Origin of the sequence: uncultured Paraglaciecola sp. (assembly GCF_913020055.1) — a bacterium.
GTDB lineage: Bacteria > Pseudomonadota > Gammaproteobacteria > Enterobacterales > Alteromonadaceae > Paraglaciecola.
Genome location: NZ_CAJWCF010000028.1, coordinates 1 through 14,061 on the forward strand (window position 1 = coordinate 1; position 14,061 = coordinate 14,061).

Annotated in this window: 18 protein-coding genes; 5 read left to right on the forward strand and 13 right to left on the reverse strand. The window is 41.8% G+C overall.

Going from position 1 to position 14,061, the window contains the following annotated elements; translation table 11 throughout:
- The 4 genes from QZ488_RS07945 to QZ488_RS07960 all read left to right on the forward strand — a co-directional run.
- Positions 1-1,170, forward strand: a 1,170-nt coding sequence (locus QZ488_RS07945; protein ID WP_293747337.1) for an ATP-binding cassette domain-containing protein, incomplete at its 5' end; no start/stop codon positions are given.
- Between the two features lie 27 nt (positions 1,171-1,197).
- On the forward strand, positions 1,198-1,404 hold the full coding sequence (locus QZ488_RS07950; RefSeq protein WP_293747339.1) for a DUF3565 domain-containing protein: 207 nt from the start codon (positions 1,198-1,200) through the stop codon (positions 1,402-1,404).
- A 114-nt stretch (positions 1,405-1,518) separates the two neighbouring features.
- Positions 1,519-2,574 carry a hydrolase gene (locus QZ488_RS07955; RefSeq protein WP_293747341.1) on the forward strand — a complete coding sequence of 352 codons (1,056 nt, stop codon included), beginning with the start codon at positions 1,519-1,521 and terminating at the stop codon, positions 2,572-2,574.
- A complete protein-coding gene (locus QZ488_RS07960; RefSeq protein ID WP_293747343.1) occupies positions 2,571-2,816 on the forward strand; it encodes a YheU family protein in 246 nt (81 codons plus the stop codon). The genes QZ488_RS07955 and QZ488_RS07960 overlap by 4 nt, the downstream gene beginning before the upstream one ends.
- Positions 2,817-2,825: 9 nt before the next feature.
- Here QZ488_RS07960 and QZ488_RS07965 read toward each other — a convergent pair whose 3' ends face one another.
- The 3 genes from QZ488_RS07965 to nudE are packed head-to-tail and all read right to left on the reverse strand — an operon-like array spanning position 2,826 to position 4,845.
- Complete coding sequence (locus tag QZ488_RS07965) at positions 2,826-3,407, reverse strand: YceI family protein (protein ID WP_293747345.1); 582 nt, start codon at positions 3,405-3,407, stop codon at positions 2,826-2,828.
- Positions 3,408-3,436: 29 nt separating this feature from the next.
- Positions 3,437-4,282, reverse strand: coding sequence for a 3'(2'),5'-bisphosphate nucleotidase CysQ (gene cysQ, locus QZ488_RS07970; RefSeq protein WP_293747347.1), 846 nt, complete (start codon positions 4,280-4,282; stop codon positions 3,437-3,439).
- The gene (gene nudE / locus QZ488_RS07975) at positions 4,282-4,845 is read right to left on the reverse strand and encodes an ADP compounds hydrolase NudE (protein WP_293747349.1); all 564 of its coding nucleotides are present in this window, start codon (positions 4,843-4,845) and stop codon (positions 4,282-4,284) included. Before nudE ends, cysQ begins: the two co-directional genes overlap by 1 nt.
- 114 nt (positions 4,846-4,959) lie before the next feature.
- Here nudE and yrfG point away from each other — a divergent pair, with 114 nt between their 5' ends.
- Positions 4,960-5,643, forward strand: coding sequence for a GMP/IMP nucleotidase (yrfG, locus tag QZ488_RS07980; protein WP_293747351.1), 684 nt, complete (start codon positions 4,960-4,962; stop codon positions 5,641-5,643).
- Positions 5,644-5,678: 35 nt separating this feature from the next.
- Here yrfG and QZ488_RS07985 read toward each other — a convergent pair whose 3' ends face one another.
- The 10 genes from QZ488_RS07985 to gspE are packed head-to-tail and all read right to left on the reverse strand — an operon-like array spanning position 5,679 to position 14,061.
- The gene (locus tag QZ488_RS07985) at positions 5,679-6,422 is read right to left on the reverse strand and encodes a type II secretion system protein N (RefSeq protein ID WP_293747353.1); all 744 of its coding nucleotides are present in this window, start codon (positions 6,420-6,422) and stop codon (positions 5,679-5,681) included.
- A complete protein-coding gene (locus tag QZ488_RS07990; protein ID WP_293747355.1) occupies positions 6,419-6,898 on the reverse strand; it encodes a type II secretion system protein M in 480 nt (159 codons plus the stop codon). Before QZ488_RS07990 ends, QZ488_RS07985 begins: the two co-directional genes overlap by 4 nt.
- A 1-nt stretch (position 6,899) precedes the next feature.
- Positions 6,900-8,108, reverse strand: coding sequence for a type II secretion system protein GspL (gspL, locus tag QZ488_RS07995; RefSeq protein ID WP_293747357.1), 1,209 nt, complete (start codon positions 8,106-8,108; stop codon positions 6,900-6,902).
- Between the two features lie 48 nt (positions 8,109-8,156).
- Positions 8,157-9,155, reverse strand: a complete 999-nt coding sequence (gene gspK / locus QZ488_RS08000; RefSeq protein ID WP_293747359.1) for a type II secretion system minor pseudopilin GspK — start codon at positions 9,153-9,155, stop codon at positions 8,157-8,159.
- Positions 9,152-9,784 carry a type II secretion system minor pseudopilin GspJ gene (gene gspJ, locus QZ488_RS08005; protein WP_293747361.1) on the reverse strand — a complete coding sequence of 211 codons (633 nt, stop codon included), beginning with the start codon at positions 9,782-9,784 and terminating at the stop codon, positions 9,152-9,154. The genes gspK and gspJ overlap by 4 nt, the downstream gene beginning before the upstream one ends.
- Positions 9,781-10,182, reverse strand: a complete 402-nt coding sequence (gene gspI, locus QZ488_RS08010; RefSeq protein WP_293747363.1) for a type II secretion system minor pseudopilin GspI — start codon at positions 10,180-10,182, stop codon at positions 9,781-9,783. Before gspI ends, gspJ begins: the two co-directional genes overlap by 4 nt.
- On the reverse strand, positions 10,169-10,798 hold the full coding sequence (gene gspH, locus QZ488_RS08015) for a type II secretion system minor pseudopilin GspH (RefSeq protein WP_293747364.1): 630 nt from the start codon (positions 10,796-10,798) through the stop codon (positions 10,169-10,171). Before gspH ends, gspI begins: the two co-directional genes overlap by 14 nt.
- Positions 10,799-10,819: 21 nt before the next feature.
- Positions 10,820-11,278 (reverse strand): type II secretion system major pseudopilin GspG, encoded by a 459-nt coding sequence (gspG, locus tag QZ488_RS08020; RefSeq protein ID WP_293747365.1) that lies wholly within the window; start codon positions 11,276-11,278, stop codon positions 10,820-10,822.
- Positions 11,278-12,498 carry a type II secretion system inner membrane protein GspF gene (gene gspF / locus QZ488_RS08025; RefSeq protein WP_293747367.1) on the reverse strand — a complete coding sequence of 407 codons (1,221 nt, stop codon included), beginning with the start codon at positions 12,496-12,498 and terminating at the stop codon, positions 11,278-11,280. Before gspF ends, gspG begins: the two co-directional genes overlap by 1 nt.
- The gene (gene gspE, locus QZ488_RS08030) at positions 12,499-14,061 is read right to left on the reverse strand and encodes a type II secretion system ATPase GspE (RefSeq protein ID WP_293747369.1); all 1,563 of its coding nucleotides are present in this window, start codon (positions 14,059-14,061) and stop codon (positions 12,499-12,501) included. It lies immediately after the preceding gene.

Below are 14,061 nucleotides of genomic sequence, written 5' to 3' on the forward strand. Positions count from 1 at the left end.
CAGTATTCAAAACAACAAGATCAAATTGCCCATCTAGAATCTTTCATAAATAGATTTGGTGCCAAAGCCAGTAAAGCTAAACAGGCACAAAGCCGAGTAAAACAGTTAGCAAAAATGGAAACATTGCTACCTGTTATGGCTGCCTCAGAATTTAGTTTTGAGTTTTTTACGCCGCCTAAGTTGCCTAATCCATTGATTAAAATGGAACAGGTAAAAGTAGGATATGGCGATACTATCATTTTAGAAAAACTGCACTTAAACCTAGTGCCGGGGAGTCGCATCGGTTTATTAGGAAAAAATGGTGCGGGTAAATCTACTTTAATCAAATTGTTAGCCGGTGAAAAATCGCCTATGGAGGGCTTGTACGAAACCTCTGCGGGTTTGCGCATTGGCTACTTTGCACAGCATCAATTGGAATTTTTACGAGGTGACGACTCAGCCATTGCGCATATGCAAAGGTTAGATAAAAAGGCTACCGAACAAAGCCTCAGAGATTATTTAGGCGGTTTTGGTTTTCGTGGTGATAATGCGTTAAGCAAGGTAGCACCTATGTCAGGGGGTGAAAAAGCCCGTTTGGTATTGGCTTTAACCGTTTATCAAAAGCCTAACTTGCTACTACTAGATGAACCCACTAACCATTTAGACTTAGATATGCGACATGCACTGAATATTGCGTTGCAAGGGTTTGAAGGTGCCATGGTTTTGGTTTCGCACGACAGGTTTTTGCTCACATCAGTTTGTGATGATTTTTATTTAGTGGACTCCAAGCAGGTGCAAGCCTTTGACGGTGATTTAGACGACTACAAAGACTGGATCCTCAAAGGTGACAAAGGCACTGCCGCAGTTAGCGATAAAACCAGTGTGAAGCCTGATCGCAAAAATACTAAACGATTAGAAGCAGAATTTAGACAAGCTACAAAACCCATCAGAAAGTCCATTGAGAAATACGAAAAAACCATGGCGGATGCGCAAAAAAAACTAGCAGCGCTTGAACAGCAACTCGGTGATACTGAGTTGTACAACGCCGAAAATAAAACTCAACTCAAACAAGTACTAGCCGAACAAGCCAATAATAAATCTACTCTAGAAGAGGCAGAAATATGTTGGTTAGAGGCCCAGGAAGAGTTAGAGATTAAACAAAAAGAATTCGATCTTGAAAGTGTTGGTTAACACGATGTTTAGCGGACATTTATAAAGGTGGATAAACCAATTTCTGGTTACCACAAAGACGAAGAGGGCGACTGGGTAGCTGAATTGGCGTGTGGTCATTTTCAACACGTCAGGCATAACCCGCCTTGGGTGAGCCGCCCTTGGGTCATCACAGAAGATGGCCGAAACTTAATGCTGGGGCATAAATTGCCATGTAAAAAATGTGATTTACAGGCCCCTGTGGATATTATTTAGAATCGGTAGGACTAAAGATTTTCCATATACAGAAACGTGAAGCTAAAAGAGATTTTTATGTTTTAGTCCAATTAGGGTACCCTATCTTAATATTAATCTATGCCTTTGTTGTTGATGCTTCTCAAACCCCAAACCAATCAAAATGTCCGTTATGGTGAAATAGTCGAAAGCGACTTTATACCACCTTGGTGGGCTAAAAATAGACATGTGCAAACTATCTTCCCGCGTTTTATCCAAAAACGTGTCAAGCTTGATTATCGCAAGGAAAAGTTGGTCTTACCTGATGGCGACTTTGTTAATTTAATTTGGGCGGGTGATGTACAAAAATCATCAGGTTTAATTACTTTGTTTCATGGTTTAGAGGGCTCAATCCGCTCACATTATACCAACGACATGATGGCGAATTTTGTCAAACAAGGTTATGCAGTGGTGCTGATGCATTTTCGTGGTTGTGGCGGTGAGCAGAATATCACGCCTAGAGCTTATCATTCTGGCGAAACTGGTGATGCTTGGTATTTTTTGAACTGGCTTGAGCAGAAATTCCCTGAAACACGCAAAGCGGCTATGGGTTTCTCCTTAGGCGCTAATATGTTGCTTAAACTCTTAAGTGAACAACCTAAACAACAAATTGTAAAAGCCGCGATGGCAGTGTCTACACCTTTCAATTTAGCGATTTGTGCGAATAGTATTAATCAAGGTTTCTCCAGAGTTTATCAGGCTTATTTGTTGAAAAGCATGGTTAATAACCTGTTGATTAAAATGCGCAATATGGATTATGCCAAGTTGCTCAAAGTTACAGAATCACAAATTAAGCAGTTTAAGAGTTTTCGAGATTTTGATGAACATATCACCGCACCACTGCACGGTTTTGCAGGGGCAGATGATTATTATCAAAAATGTAGTTCGCAGAACTTTCTTAAGGGCATAGCCACGCCAACTTTGGTTGTACATGCTAAAGATGATCCCTTTATGCATGAGTGTATTGTGCCTAGTGCCGATACCTTATCGCCAAACGTGTGCCTTGAAGTGAGTGAAAATGGTGGCCACGTAGGTTTTATGCAAGGTACACCTTGGCGGCCCAAAATTTGGATGCAGCAAAGGGCAAATACCTTCTTTCAACCTTTTGTTTCTGACAAGGCCAAAAATATACTTGCCGGTAATACACTATGATCATTCCGATTGCAGACTTAACCGAAGAGACGTTACTGAATATCATTGAAGGCTTTGTATTGCGCGAAGGCACTGAATATGGAGAAGCTGATGTGTCACTGGAAGACAAAGTGCAACAAGTGTTGGCACAGCTAAAGTCAGGAGATGTGTTATTAGTCTATTCTGAATTGCATGAAACAGTGAACATTATCCCCAAGCAGCAGCTAGGGGAATTTGAATTATCAGAGACTCAACAGCAATAACCCATTCAGCTAGTGGGCTAAAAAGACTAAGTTAAAGTTGACCGGCACGGTTAACCCAATTGAACTTAACCCCGCCAGTTTTTGTAAGGTTTCAATCCCAGTCGTTAAAGCAAAATCTGCAGACGAAATTAAAATTGGCTGAGTGCTGGTGGCCACTATTCCATTATCCGCTTTACGTGTGACTTGCACAGAGACGTTAATTGTTTTGCTGATACCCATAAGGCTTAATTCTGCTGGAATTGTAACTGCAATCGAACTACCTTTTTCAAGGGCCAAGACACTATTCGGCAATTGAGCAGTTAAATTAGTCGAAGGAAATTTATCCACTAAAAACAGTTTTTCGCGCATACGCGTATCACGGATTTCGATGCCAGAATCAATACTTGTTAGGTCAATCTTAATCTGCAATTTCCCTTCAGGACTAAATTCACCTTTCAGAGCTCTAAATTGCTGTATTTCACTCACATGCTGATTTTTAGTTGAGACAAAATTTAAGCTCGACTCGCTTTCAACTAACATCCAATGTGCATTGGCTGAAAAACAACATAAAGACAAGCCAATAAAAATAGTGCGTAAAAGTAAAAAATTCATAAAAAACTCATTTGGTAGAAATGATGCTGTTATAAAGGCTGGTTGTCGTTGCCAAATTCACATTTCACTATGCTTGGCCAATCGACACTCTGGTCGCCCGTAATAAAAAAATCAGGGTTGATAACACTAGTACGTAGGTTGTAGCTTAAAGGTGTAAAATCATGTGCTAGGATTTTACCGCCCGCTTCGACCACTATGCACTGCGATGCACCTGTATCCCATTCACCGGTTACTCCAAAACGTAAAAATACATCCGCTTTACCTTCTGCAATAAAACAGGCTTTAAGTGAACAACTGCCAGCGGGCAGGGTTTGATATACACGATCTTCACTTAGGCTAGACATCACTTTTTCACGAGCTTGTCTGCGGCTGATAGCAATAATAAGCGGATCTTCATTAGGGGCTTTTAAGTTACGCACAAAAATTTGTTTGTTTTCTACAGGACATTCCTTAAACGCGCCATGACCTTTCAATGCAGAATACAATGTTTCACCAGTGGGCCAGTAAATCACCCCCATAATAGGTACATTGTTTTCTATTAATGCGATGTTTACCGCAAAATCACCACTGCGAGCGATAAATTCTTGGGTGCCATCAATAGGATCAATAAGCCAATATCGCGTCCACGTTTTACGTTCCGCTAATTCACCTAATTCGGTTTCTTCAGACATGATGGGAATATCGGGTGTTGCTTCTTGCAACAACGCCATAATCACTTCGTTGGCTTTGTAGTCAGCGGTTGTGACAGGAGAGTCGTCCTCTTTTTGAAAACTAGTAAAATCGCCGCTGTCGTATATTTCTAATACCACTTTGCCTGCTTTTACCGCGGTTTTTTTAGCGATCTCTAAAAGTTGTTGTGCGTTTTCTGTTGGCATTAGCGCGCCCTCTTCCATTTTTCAGCGAGTAACAATGCAGCAATACATCTTGCTTCTACAAAATCATCTTTGGCTAACAAAGCGTCAATATCATGAATCGACCATTTAACCACTTCTAAAGGTTCAGGTTCATCACCGGGCAGAACTTCAGGGTATAAACCTTCGGCGATAAAAATAGTCATTTTTGCATCAAAAAATGCAGGAGCCATATTTAGGCTATGCAATGGATGCAACACTTTGGCACCAAAACCTACTTCTTCTTTTAATTCTCTATCGGCGGCCACTTCTGCTGATTCACCAGGGTCAATCAAACCTTTTGGGAAACCCAATTCATAAGTATGGGTTCCAGCGGCATATTCCTTTACTAACAAAAACTCATCATCATTGATAAAAGGCACTATCATCACGGCGCCCCTGCCACTACCGGCCATACGTTCAAAAATTCGGGTTTCACCATTGGAAAATTCCAAATCGACTTGTTCTATTTTAAACAGTCCGCTTTTGGCAACCACCTTGCGCGAGTGAATTTTTGGTAGTGATTTTTTATTGTCAGTGTTGCTCATGAATTTTTCGCGTTAACATAGCTGCCGATTACTTCTGTTCAAATATGAAATGAACTTTAAATCGATGAATTTTCTAGTATTTTAAATATACCTGTTAAATAGAGGACATGCCACTTGTCAAAGCTTGCTTGGAAAGATATTCACACTGTGTTGCTCGATATGGACGGCACCTTACTCGACTTGCACTTCGACAATCATTTTTGGTTAGAACATTTGCCCGAAAAACTGGCCAAGAAGCATGATGTTTCATTACAAAAAGCCAAAGATATGATGGCGATTGAGTATGAACAGGTAATGGGCACTCTGAGTTGGTATTGCTTAGATTTTTGGGCCGAAAAATTAGATATTGATATTGTTGAGGCCAAGCGAGAAATCGAACATTTGATCAGTATGCGAGATGATAGCTTACCTTTTATCGACGCACTAAAAGCTTCAGGGCGTGAGGTGATATTAGTCACCAATGCTCATCCTGAGAGTTTATCTTTGAAAGTTGAGCATACTCAGCTTGATCAACATATTGACCAGTTAATTTCGACCCACGAATTCGCGGTCACCAAAGAATCTCAAGTTTTGTGGCAAAAATTACAGGAAAAACTGGGTTTTGACTCACAACACACATTATTTGTAGACGACAGCTTAGGGATCTTAAAAGCCGCACAAGACTTTGGAATCAAACATTTACTGGCAGTTAGTAACCCAGATAGCAAACAACCAACCAGAGATATTGTCGATTATCCTTCAATACAAGATTATCGTTATTTAATGGATGATATTAAAGCGAATCCGATTATTGGCTGAACGCCAATCCAACATTACTGAGGGTATTAACTGCGTTAAAACTTAATCGGATAATACCCATCTGTACCAGGCTTGCCAAAAAACTGCGCAGCTTGATGGACTTCTTTGGGTAAGTTGGCTTCAGGTTTAAAGCGACCTTCCACTGTAAAGCTCATGTCAGCTGGAATAAGCGTTTTGGCGGTTAAACCAAAACGGTTAGGTGGTTTAACATCGACCACTATACTGCCATTTTCACAGCTTAAGTCAGCATTAAAGTTACCTAAGTCAATTACACCAGTGGAGCCAGTAAAGTTAGCGTTTAACCATTGGCCTTTACCTGTGAATGTTTGACAACCCGCCTCATAGTCCACTTCATCTAGTTGCACTTTAAAACGTCCGTCGGCCTGCACGGGAATAGGCAAAGGTAACAAACTGATCACTAAATCGGTGGGTATGTAAGCCAATAAGTTTTCAACTTCTAGATGCTGGCCTTTAAAACTAATGTATCCGTTTGCCGATATTTGTTCGACATCTCGTATATTGCCAGCTTTTAGCTGTGCGCTTATCTCGCCTAATAACAGTGGGAAAAAAGAAAGGGTCCAGTTGACATCAGATACAGGCAGACCATTTATTTGTGCTCTTTGCGCATGACCATTCCAAATGGTGCCGGATATGCCACTCACACTTACCCCTTTGCCCAGTTGAATTTTTGATAAAACTTGAACGGCAGGTAAGTTAACGATTAAAAATACAAAATAAACCACTAGGCACAAACTGATCCATTTCAAAGCTGATTTCATGACTTACCTAACTTTAAACGACGAATTTTAACTTGTCCGGGTAAAGCAGATTCCACAATATCGATATCTAATATACTGACGCCAGTTTTTTCCAAGGACTGTAACCAGCTGAGTACGTCATTAAAGGGGGCTTGGTCTATCCATACTTGTAATTCATCACCTTGAGGTTGCATCCTAGAAATGGCAATTTTCATGCGACTGGCTGATTGATTCACGGCTTGAGGCAAAGAGCCTGAAAAAGAAGCTTTATTGCCACTACTACTGCGCAGCTGAACTGCCTTGTTGGCATTTTTTTGTACCCAAGCGAGTAACTCTGTTTGATTGTTAACTGCGTTTTGAGCTTTGTTTATAGAGGTGTTGAGCGGCGACCAAACCCCCCAATAAAATATGGCAACTAACAGCATAACCGCTGAAATAATCACTAAACGTTGTTCACGTTCACTGAGTTGTAAAAACGTACTTTTGAGCTTGTCCATATTAACTCCTAATCGACAAAGAGCCGATTACCTGATTATCTTTTTGGTTAATAGAGCCTTGCTCAACTGTAAAGCCTTGGGCTTCCGCTTGGCGCTTAAACTTGTCTAAGGCATCAAAATTACTGGCCACCACTTGCAGTCGTAATTCTGCACGAATACCGTCAAAACGCATGGTTTGTGGTTTTACCTGTGATGCTGCAAATGCGGGTTCGAGTTGACTCAACATAATTAACATTGATGCACCACCACCACCTTGTTCCAAGGTTTTCATTTGACGTGTCATAGTAGTTTTAAGATCGCGATAAGCACCAGCGTTAGGGAATGCACGTTTGTACTCGCTACTCACTTGTACTTTTAATGTGCTAAGTTGTGCATTTAGTCGATTCTGTTCTAGGCTTTTATCAATCAAAGTGGTGAACAGTGCAATCACTGCCAAAACCGCGGCTAAACGCCATTTTTTCCATTGGCCACCGACTTTGTTGTTAATTTTGTATTCGCCTTGCAACAAATTGAATGTTGCTGATTTCACCCCTTGTGCTAAGACTTTCATGGGTAATTCAAGAGGTTTTACCGACACCTCTAGATTCTCTATATTGGCTAAATCTGTAGCAGAATAATCATTAACTAAAAGTGCTTGTTCGGTTTGTTTAGCATGTTGTCGAGCCAGATGGTTAATGGCTTGGATTAGCCAGTCTCTTTCACCCTGTAAGCCTGCCCAATCATCTTTGCGGACCAACAGTTGTTCACCCAAGGCTAAGATAGACCATGCGTCTTTATCTGCTATGGGCAAGGCTAAAACGTCGGGTATGAGTTGATCGCAGGCTAAACCAGCTTGTTCAATTATGTTTAGCCAACTTCTTAATTTTTCTTTGTTAACTACGGCGACAGCCTGCTTGTTGCCGTCTTTTGGGCCTAAAGCAAAAAATTGCTGGGAGATATCACCACTTATTTCTTCTTCTAAAATAAACGGAATAGCGGCTATGGCTTTTCGCCCAGCCTTAGCCGGTAACTCAACCCACTTGAGCAATATGTCGCTGGTGGGCACTAAGGCGCAAATCGGTCTTCTGCCGGCCCTGTCTGCTAACGTGGCCAATTGCGTTGCGTCTGGTAATTCACCAGAGGCAATAATTTCGTCTTGTTGGCTAGACCACACAATCCAATGAATCGGTTCTTCTGGATTGGCGCCTAGGCGAACTACTAGCTGTTCCATAAGGTTAAGATACCTTGTTGGTTGTTATGGATGAATAAAGTTATGTTGCTAAAAACCACTAAAGTCACGCCTGATGATACTGACATTGTTACTTGAGTCGACTTTAAATAACGTTTGCATAGCAAAGGTTGCATCATTGTACTTGGTCTTAGTGTGTAAAATAAAATGGAATGTTTTTACATTGAACCATGTTTTTTGATCAGCATTCAGATCCAAGGCTTGGATGCTGGGTAAGGTTAAAAACGCATTCACGTCTTGAAAGCCTTCTGGATCACGACTGGCCAGTATAGATTTAGCGTCAGCTAAACTTAGTCCAGTGGCAGCAGCGAGTACAGCGGCATTTTCTTCACTCACGGTATTTACGTTGATTTCAAACAAACTGTCATTGGGCAATACACAGACTAATTTAAGTAAATCCCGCAGCCAAGAGACTTCTACCCCGTTGATTAAGCGTAACTCTGACTTGTGTACCATATAATTATTGGCCGTAATATAAGGAAATTGACGGCTTTCGTATTCGCTATCTTCAGCCCCTAAATTCTGAGGATTATCGTCTTCGTCTAACCAATCCGCGAGGGAATCTTGAACTATGTCACTGTTATAACTTGGGATTGCTGGTTCAACATTATCTAACAAGCGTCTGAACGCTTCTTTTCGTTTAGGCAACAAAGGTGTGCTGCTAGATGGAGCGCCTGTTCCAGTCGCAGGTTCTTTTAAGGCATTAAGGTTAAAACAGCTTTGCATATCCACGAGTTGCGCTTGAATGCCGCCACCTTCTATCGGATAAACAAATTCCTGATTCCACGGTTGTTCGAGGTGAATAACATCGCCGTCTTCATCCATTAGTCTTTCAATAGATTTGCGAGCATATTGCTCAGCGCCCATTGCATACCAATAGGCTTGATTGTTTTCTTTTATGTTAGACGCGCGTTTAATTTGTAACTGTAAACGGCCACCCATTTCTGTCGCCAGCACACTAACAATAGCTACAATGAGTAACACTATGATTAAGGCTACGCCCTGTTGTTTGCGTTTAAATTGACTCATATGCTGTTTGCCAAGATAAATTCACGGCGAATTTCACCAAAGGTTTTACTGACTAAAGTGATAGAAATTGCGATGGGTAAGTTTGCATTGGCATAGTTTTCCTCCCACTCTTCAGGATCTTCTAATTGCTCGACTTCCGTTAAAAAGCTGACTCGAAAATCCTCAATATCAGATAAAAGAATTTTAACTTTAGGTTCGTAGCCAATCACATTATCAACATAGTTTCCGTACAAACGTTGCAACTGTTGCTCTTGCACGCGATAACCTATGGCTTGCAGGGTGCTGCGAGGTAACAACATTTGTGGGTTATGCCAGCCAGTTCGCACAAAACCAAGGCCGTCGGCATCACTGTTTAATACATCTTCGCCACCGGATATCACCAATCCTATTGCTTCGCCGTTAACGCGCAAAGCCCGAGGCACAATTTGTAATATATCGCGCTCAATGGTCAGCATGGCCCTTTGTAATTCTTCCAACTTGGCAAAACGCTCAGAAGACAGTTGGTCGCTGTTAATGACTGAATTAAGCACGCCAGTACTCGCCAAACCAATAATAGAAAATATCGCCATGGCGACCAGTATTTCAATAAGGGTGAAACCGCGGCGGTGATGATTGGGTAGGTTGGTCATTTTGTGGTTTGCTTAGCAATAAAGGTGCTTGCTGAGGTCACCGAACCTCGATATTGCTGGTCTAATCCAACAGATACTAGTACTTGCACCATATCATTGTCATTGGTTTTGCTGACTCGCTGTTGCCAAAACCATTTTCGGCCAGCCATTTCTTGCTCACCTTTTTGATTGTTTTTTAATGGCCAAGTTTTATTTATATGAAGCTGCGTAAGACGATTGTTGGCCACCCAAGTGGCAAAGGTAATATCTTCAATTTGTCCAACCCCGGTTAGATGATCGCTAGCTGCCTTCATAATGGCTGTGCCGGTTAGCGCAAAAATGAACAATGCAATCAGGACTTCCAGCAGTGTCATTCCCGTTATGAATTTACCTTGCTTTGTAGGCTTAGTTGGGCGCATCTAACGGCCCTTCGCTGGTTAAAGGCGTACTGTCTTGGCCATCAATGCGATAATAGGCTGGTAACTCATTACTGAATTCTGGTTCATAGGCCAAGGTGATTGAAAAGGGGGTGATTTCGCCACTAGAAAAAATAAACACTTGTGGCGGGTCGAGTTTTTTTTCTTCTTCATTACCGATTTCTACCCCGTCACTGGATACCGACAGGTCTTCATCAAATACACCGCTACTAAACAGGCTTTCTTCGGTTTCCCAAGGTAAGTCGGTTAAAGATAATTTCAAACTGAATAACTCGGGTAGTTGATGCTCAGCAAAAGTGGTATCGAGTTCAAGCTTTTGCCATTCTTGTTCTTCATCGAGGTACATAAAATAGTAGCTGTTGTTTTCATCCTCGACCCGCAAACCCAATTGTCTTTGGTTTAGCACTGCGTAGTCTGATGCCATATTGAATACAACTTGCAAACGTTGAGTCTGTTTTTTGAGTAAATCTTTACCGTTTTCGCCAGAATAACTGAGTACCACAGCCCCCATTGCTAATCCCATGATAAGCAGCACCAGCATCACTTCAATTAGGGTGAAGCCAGTATATTTAGCAAAAGAAATGCGGCGAGTTGTCATTTTAGTGGTTGTTCAATTTATCTAATTTAAGTAGTCGTTTAGATTCCAATTCCCAATGTCGTCTTCAGTACCAGGTTCGCCATCAGGGCCATTAGAAAAAATGTCGATTTGGCCAAGCTCACCGGGGCTAAGTAATTGGTAAGGATTGTTCCAAGGGTCATTAGGCAGGCGGGTTATATAACCGTTTGCCCTGTAATTGCGAGGGATAGGGTCAACGGTAGGTTCGCTGACTAAGGCCTCTAATCCTTGCTCAGTAGTAGGAAACACATTGTTGCTCAACTTATACTGGGTTAACGCATTTTCTAAACTTTGAATATCAATAGCAGCAGTTTTAATTTGCGCTTCTTCTTGGTTGCCCAATATTTGCGGCGCGATCATGCCCGCCATGATGCCGATAATCAGCAATACCACCATGACTTCAATTAGGGTAAAGCCTTTGTTTTTTCGTTTGTACTTGTTTAAAGAATCAAGTTGTTTCATTAGATATTCACCATAGAGTTTAAAGCCATAATAGGTTGCAAGATCGCCAGTACAATAAACAGTACAACGGTTGCCATTGTTACGATTAATATAGGTTCGAATACTTTGAGTGATACACCGACCAAAGATTCAAATTGTCTGTCTTGATTATCTGCCGCGCGCCCGAGCATTTGTTGTAACTCACCACTGCGTTCACCCGATGCAATCATATGCATCATCATGGGCGGAAACATTTTGGTTTGTTCAAGTGAGGCTCTTAAGCTTGAACCTTCTTTAACAAACCCAGCAGCGGTATTGACCGCCGCTCTTATCTGTAAGTTCTCAAGTACTTCACTGGCAATGCGCATACTTTCTAACAGTGGCACAGCGCTTGACGTTAAAATGCTTAATGTACGAGCAAACCTAGCGGTGTTTAAGCCTTTTGATAATTTGCCAATAAAGGGTAAACCCAGAATAAACTTGTGATAGCGTTTTTTCATCACAGGTTGCTGTAACACTCGATTGACTATGACGATTAATATCACCAGCACTATGCCCAGCGCTAAACCATAAGCTTGTAAAAACTCACTCACATCAATCAATATTTGGGTAATGGTAGGCAAGTCTTGCCCCATATTTTGAAACTGTCCGACAATTTTCGGCACTACTACTGTTAACAGCAATAAAACGATAGCAAAGGCAAAAAACATCATGATGCTTGGGTACACCATGGCCTGAGTTATTTGGCTTTTGGTTTGTTGGCGTTTTTCGGTGTAATCAGCCAATCGATTAAGTACGGTATCAAGATGCCCAGACTTTTCACCTGCGGCAACCATCGCCCGAAATAAATCATCAAAGACGTGGGGAAATTCTGCCATAGCATCAGCCAAGGTATGGCCTTCAACAACTTTACTGCGTACCGCCATCATCATATTTTTTTGACGAGGCTTTTCACATTGTTCGGCAACCGCTAGCAAAGCCTCTTCAATAGGTAAAGACGCTTCAACTAAGGTGGATAGTTGGCGGGTAAGTAGCGATAAATCGGCTGCAGATATGGTGTTTTTAAATAAGCTAAACCCCGCTTGTGACTTGCGCTCTTTCTCAGCCACTTGGTCAACTTGCATGGGTATTAAACCTTTCTCACGCAATTGCTGACGTATTTGTCTTGGGTTATCGCCTTCTAAAACACCATTTTTGGTTTTGCCACCTTTATCCATGGCTTGATATGCATAAGCAGCCATTTAATCTTCCCTTGTGACTCGCAGCACTTCTTCAAGTGAGGTAAAACCTAACAATACTTTGCCACAACCATCATCACGAATACTCGGCGTAGTTTGTCGAATATGTTTTTCTATGGCTTGCTCACCATGCCCATTATGGATCAGTTCTCGTATACCTTCGTCTACCACTAATAATTCGTGAATACCGGTTCTGCCACGGTAACCAGTTTGATTACACGCTGCGCAGCCTTTAGGTGAATGAATGGCATGATTAGAGGCATCCGCTAATTTTATACCTAAAATTTCACACTCTTGCTCATTGGGAATATGTGGGGTTTTACAATCTGGGCATAAGGTACGTACTAGACGTTGGGATAAAACCGCCAACAAACTAGAAGATAATAAGAAGGGTTCAATACCCATATCTTCCAAACGTGTTATTGCGCCGGCAGCGGTGTTGGTATGCAAAGTCGACATAACCAAGTGACCAGTTAAACTGGCCTGTACACTGATTTGTGCAGTCTCTAAGTCGCGAATTTCACCTACCATCACTACATCAGGATCTTGACGCAATATGGCTCTTAATCCGCGAGCAAAGGTCATATCCACTTTTGCATTTACTTGGGTTTGACCAATGCCTTGTAAATCGAACTCTATGGGGTCTTCAACCGTTAGGATATTTCGGTCTTTAGAATTAATTTCACTTAATCCTGCATACAAGGTGGTCGATTTACCAGAACCCGTAGGACCTGTGACCAAAATAATGCCGTGGGGTTTACGTACTAAGCTAGAAAAGAAATCACGGTTGGTCTGGGTCATACCCAAATCTTTTAAGTTTAGGCGTACGTTGTTTTTGTCGAGCAAACGTAAAACCACTCGTTCACCATGGCTAGACGGCATAGTAGATACACGCACATCAACCGCTCTGCCTGCAATACGTAAGGTAATACGACCATCTTGCGGAACACGCTTTTCGGCAATATCCATTTTCGACATGACTTTAATTCGGGAGACCAACATCGAGGCCATTTTGCGATTCGGACGTAAAATCTCTCGTAATACACCATCGACTCTAAAACGTACTAAAAGTTGGGTCTCAAAGGTTTCGATATGAATGTCTGAAGCGCCTTCTTTGATGGCTTCGCCCAGCATTGCGTTAATAAGTTTGATTATAGGTGCGTCATCTTCACTTTCTAACAAATCTTCGGTATCGGGTAATTCTTCGGCAAGACTAAACAAATCACTTTCGTTGCCTATGTCTTCCATTAATTGTTTTGCGGCTGATGAATCTCGCTGGAAAGCATTCGTTAAAATGGATTCAAACTTATCAAGTTCGATTTCCTTAAGGCGAAATTCTGCACCTAAAAAACGCCTGACTTCAGCAAAAACCTGAAATTCAGTATCTTGGGTATGGTACAAAATAGCCGGGTTTTCGCCGGTATCAAGTAATACCTGATGACGCTTAGCAAAACTAAACGCCAATTGTTTGTGCTCGGGCTCGTCAATCGGCGTATCTAGATCGGTGCCGGACTCCAACAATGCCTGCTCTTCGGCTTCCGCTGCGCTTAGATGGGCGGCTGGCAT

Bases quoted from the DNA above. Each gene is read 5' to 3' on its own strand.
- gspJ (WP_293747361.1), bottom strand. From the start codon at position 9,784: ATGACCAACCTACCCAATCATCACCGCCGCGGTTTCACCCTTATTGAA.
- gspI (WP_293747363.1), bottom strand. From the start codon at position 10,182: ATGCGCCCAACTAAGCCTACAAAGCAAGGTAAATTCATAACGGGAATG.
- gspF (WP_293747367.1), bottom strand. From the start codon at position 12,498: ATGGCTGCTTATGCATATCAAGCCATGGATAAAGGTGGCAAAACCAAA.
- gspK (WP_293747359.1), bottom strand. From the start codon at position 9,155: ATGAGTCAATTTAAACGCAAACAACAGGGCGTAGCCTTAATCATAGTG.
- gspG (WP_293747365.1), bottom strand. From the start codon at position 11,278: ATGAAACAACTTGATTCTTTAAACAAGTACAAACGAAAAAACAAAGGC.
- QZ488_RS07960 (WP_293747343.1), top strand. From the start codon at position 2,571: ATGATCATTCCGATTGCAGACTTAACCGAAGAGACGTTACTGAATATC.
- QZ488_RS07965 (WP_293747345.1), bottom strand. From the start codon at position 3,407: ATGAATTTTTTACTTTTACGCACTATTTTTATTGGCTTGTCTTTATGT.
- QZ488_RS07985 (WP_293747353.1), bottom strand. From the start codon at position 6,422: ATGAAATCAGCTTTGAAATGGATCAGTTTGTGCCTAGTGGTTTATTTT.
- gspL (WP_293747357.1), bottom strand. From the start codon at position 8,108: ATGGAACAGCTAGTAGTTCGCCTAGGCGCCAATCCAGAAGAACCGATT.
- QZ488_RS07990 (WP_293747355.1), bottom strand. From the start codon at position 6,898: ATGGACAAGCTCAAAAGTACGTTTTTACAACTCAGTGAACGTGAACAA.
- QZ488_RS07955 (WP_293747341.1), top strand. From the start codon at position 1,519: ATGCTTCTCAAACCCCAAACCAATCAAAATGTCCGTTATGGTGAAATA.
- cysQ (WP_293747347.1), bottom strand. From the start codon at position 4,282: ATGCCAACAGAAAACGCACAACAACTTTTAGAGATCGCTAAAAAAACC.
- nudE (WP_293747349.1), bottom strand. From the start codon at position 4,845: ATGAGCAACACTGACAATAAAAAATCACTACCAAAAATTCACTCGCGC.
- gspE (WP_293747369.1), bottom strand. From the start codon at position 14,061: ATGCCAGCCGCCCATCTAAGCGCAGCGGAAGCCGAAGAGCAGGCATTG.
- gspH (WP_293747364.1), bottom strand. From the start codon at position 10,798: ATGACAACTCGCCGCATTTCTTTTGCTAAATATACTGGCTTCACCCTA.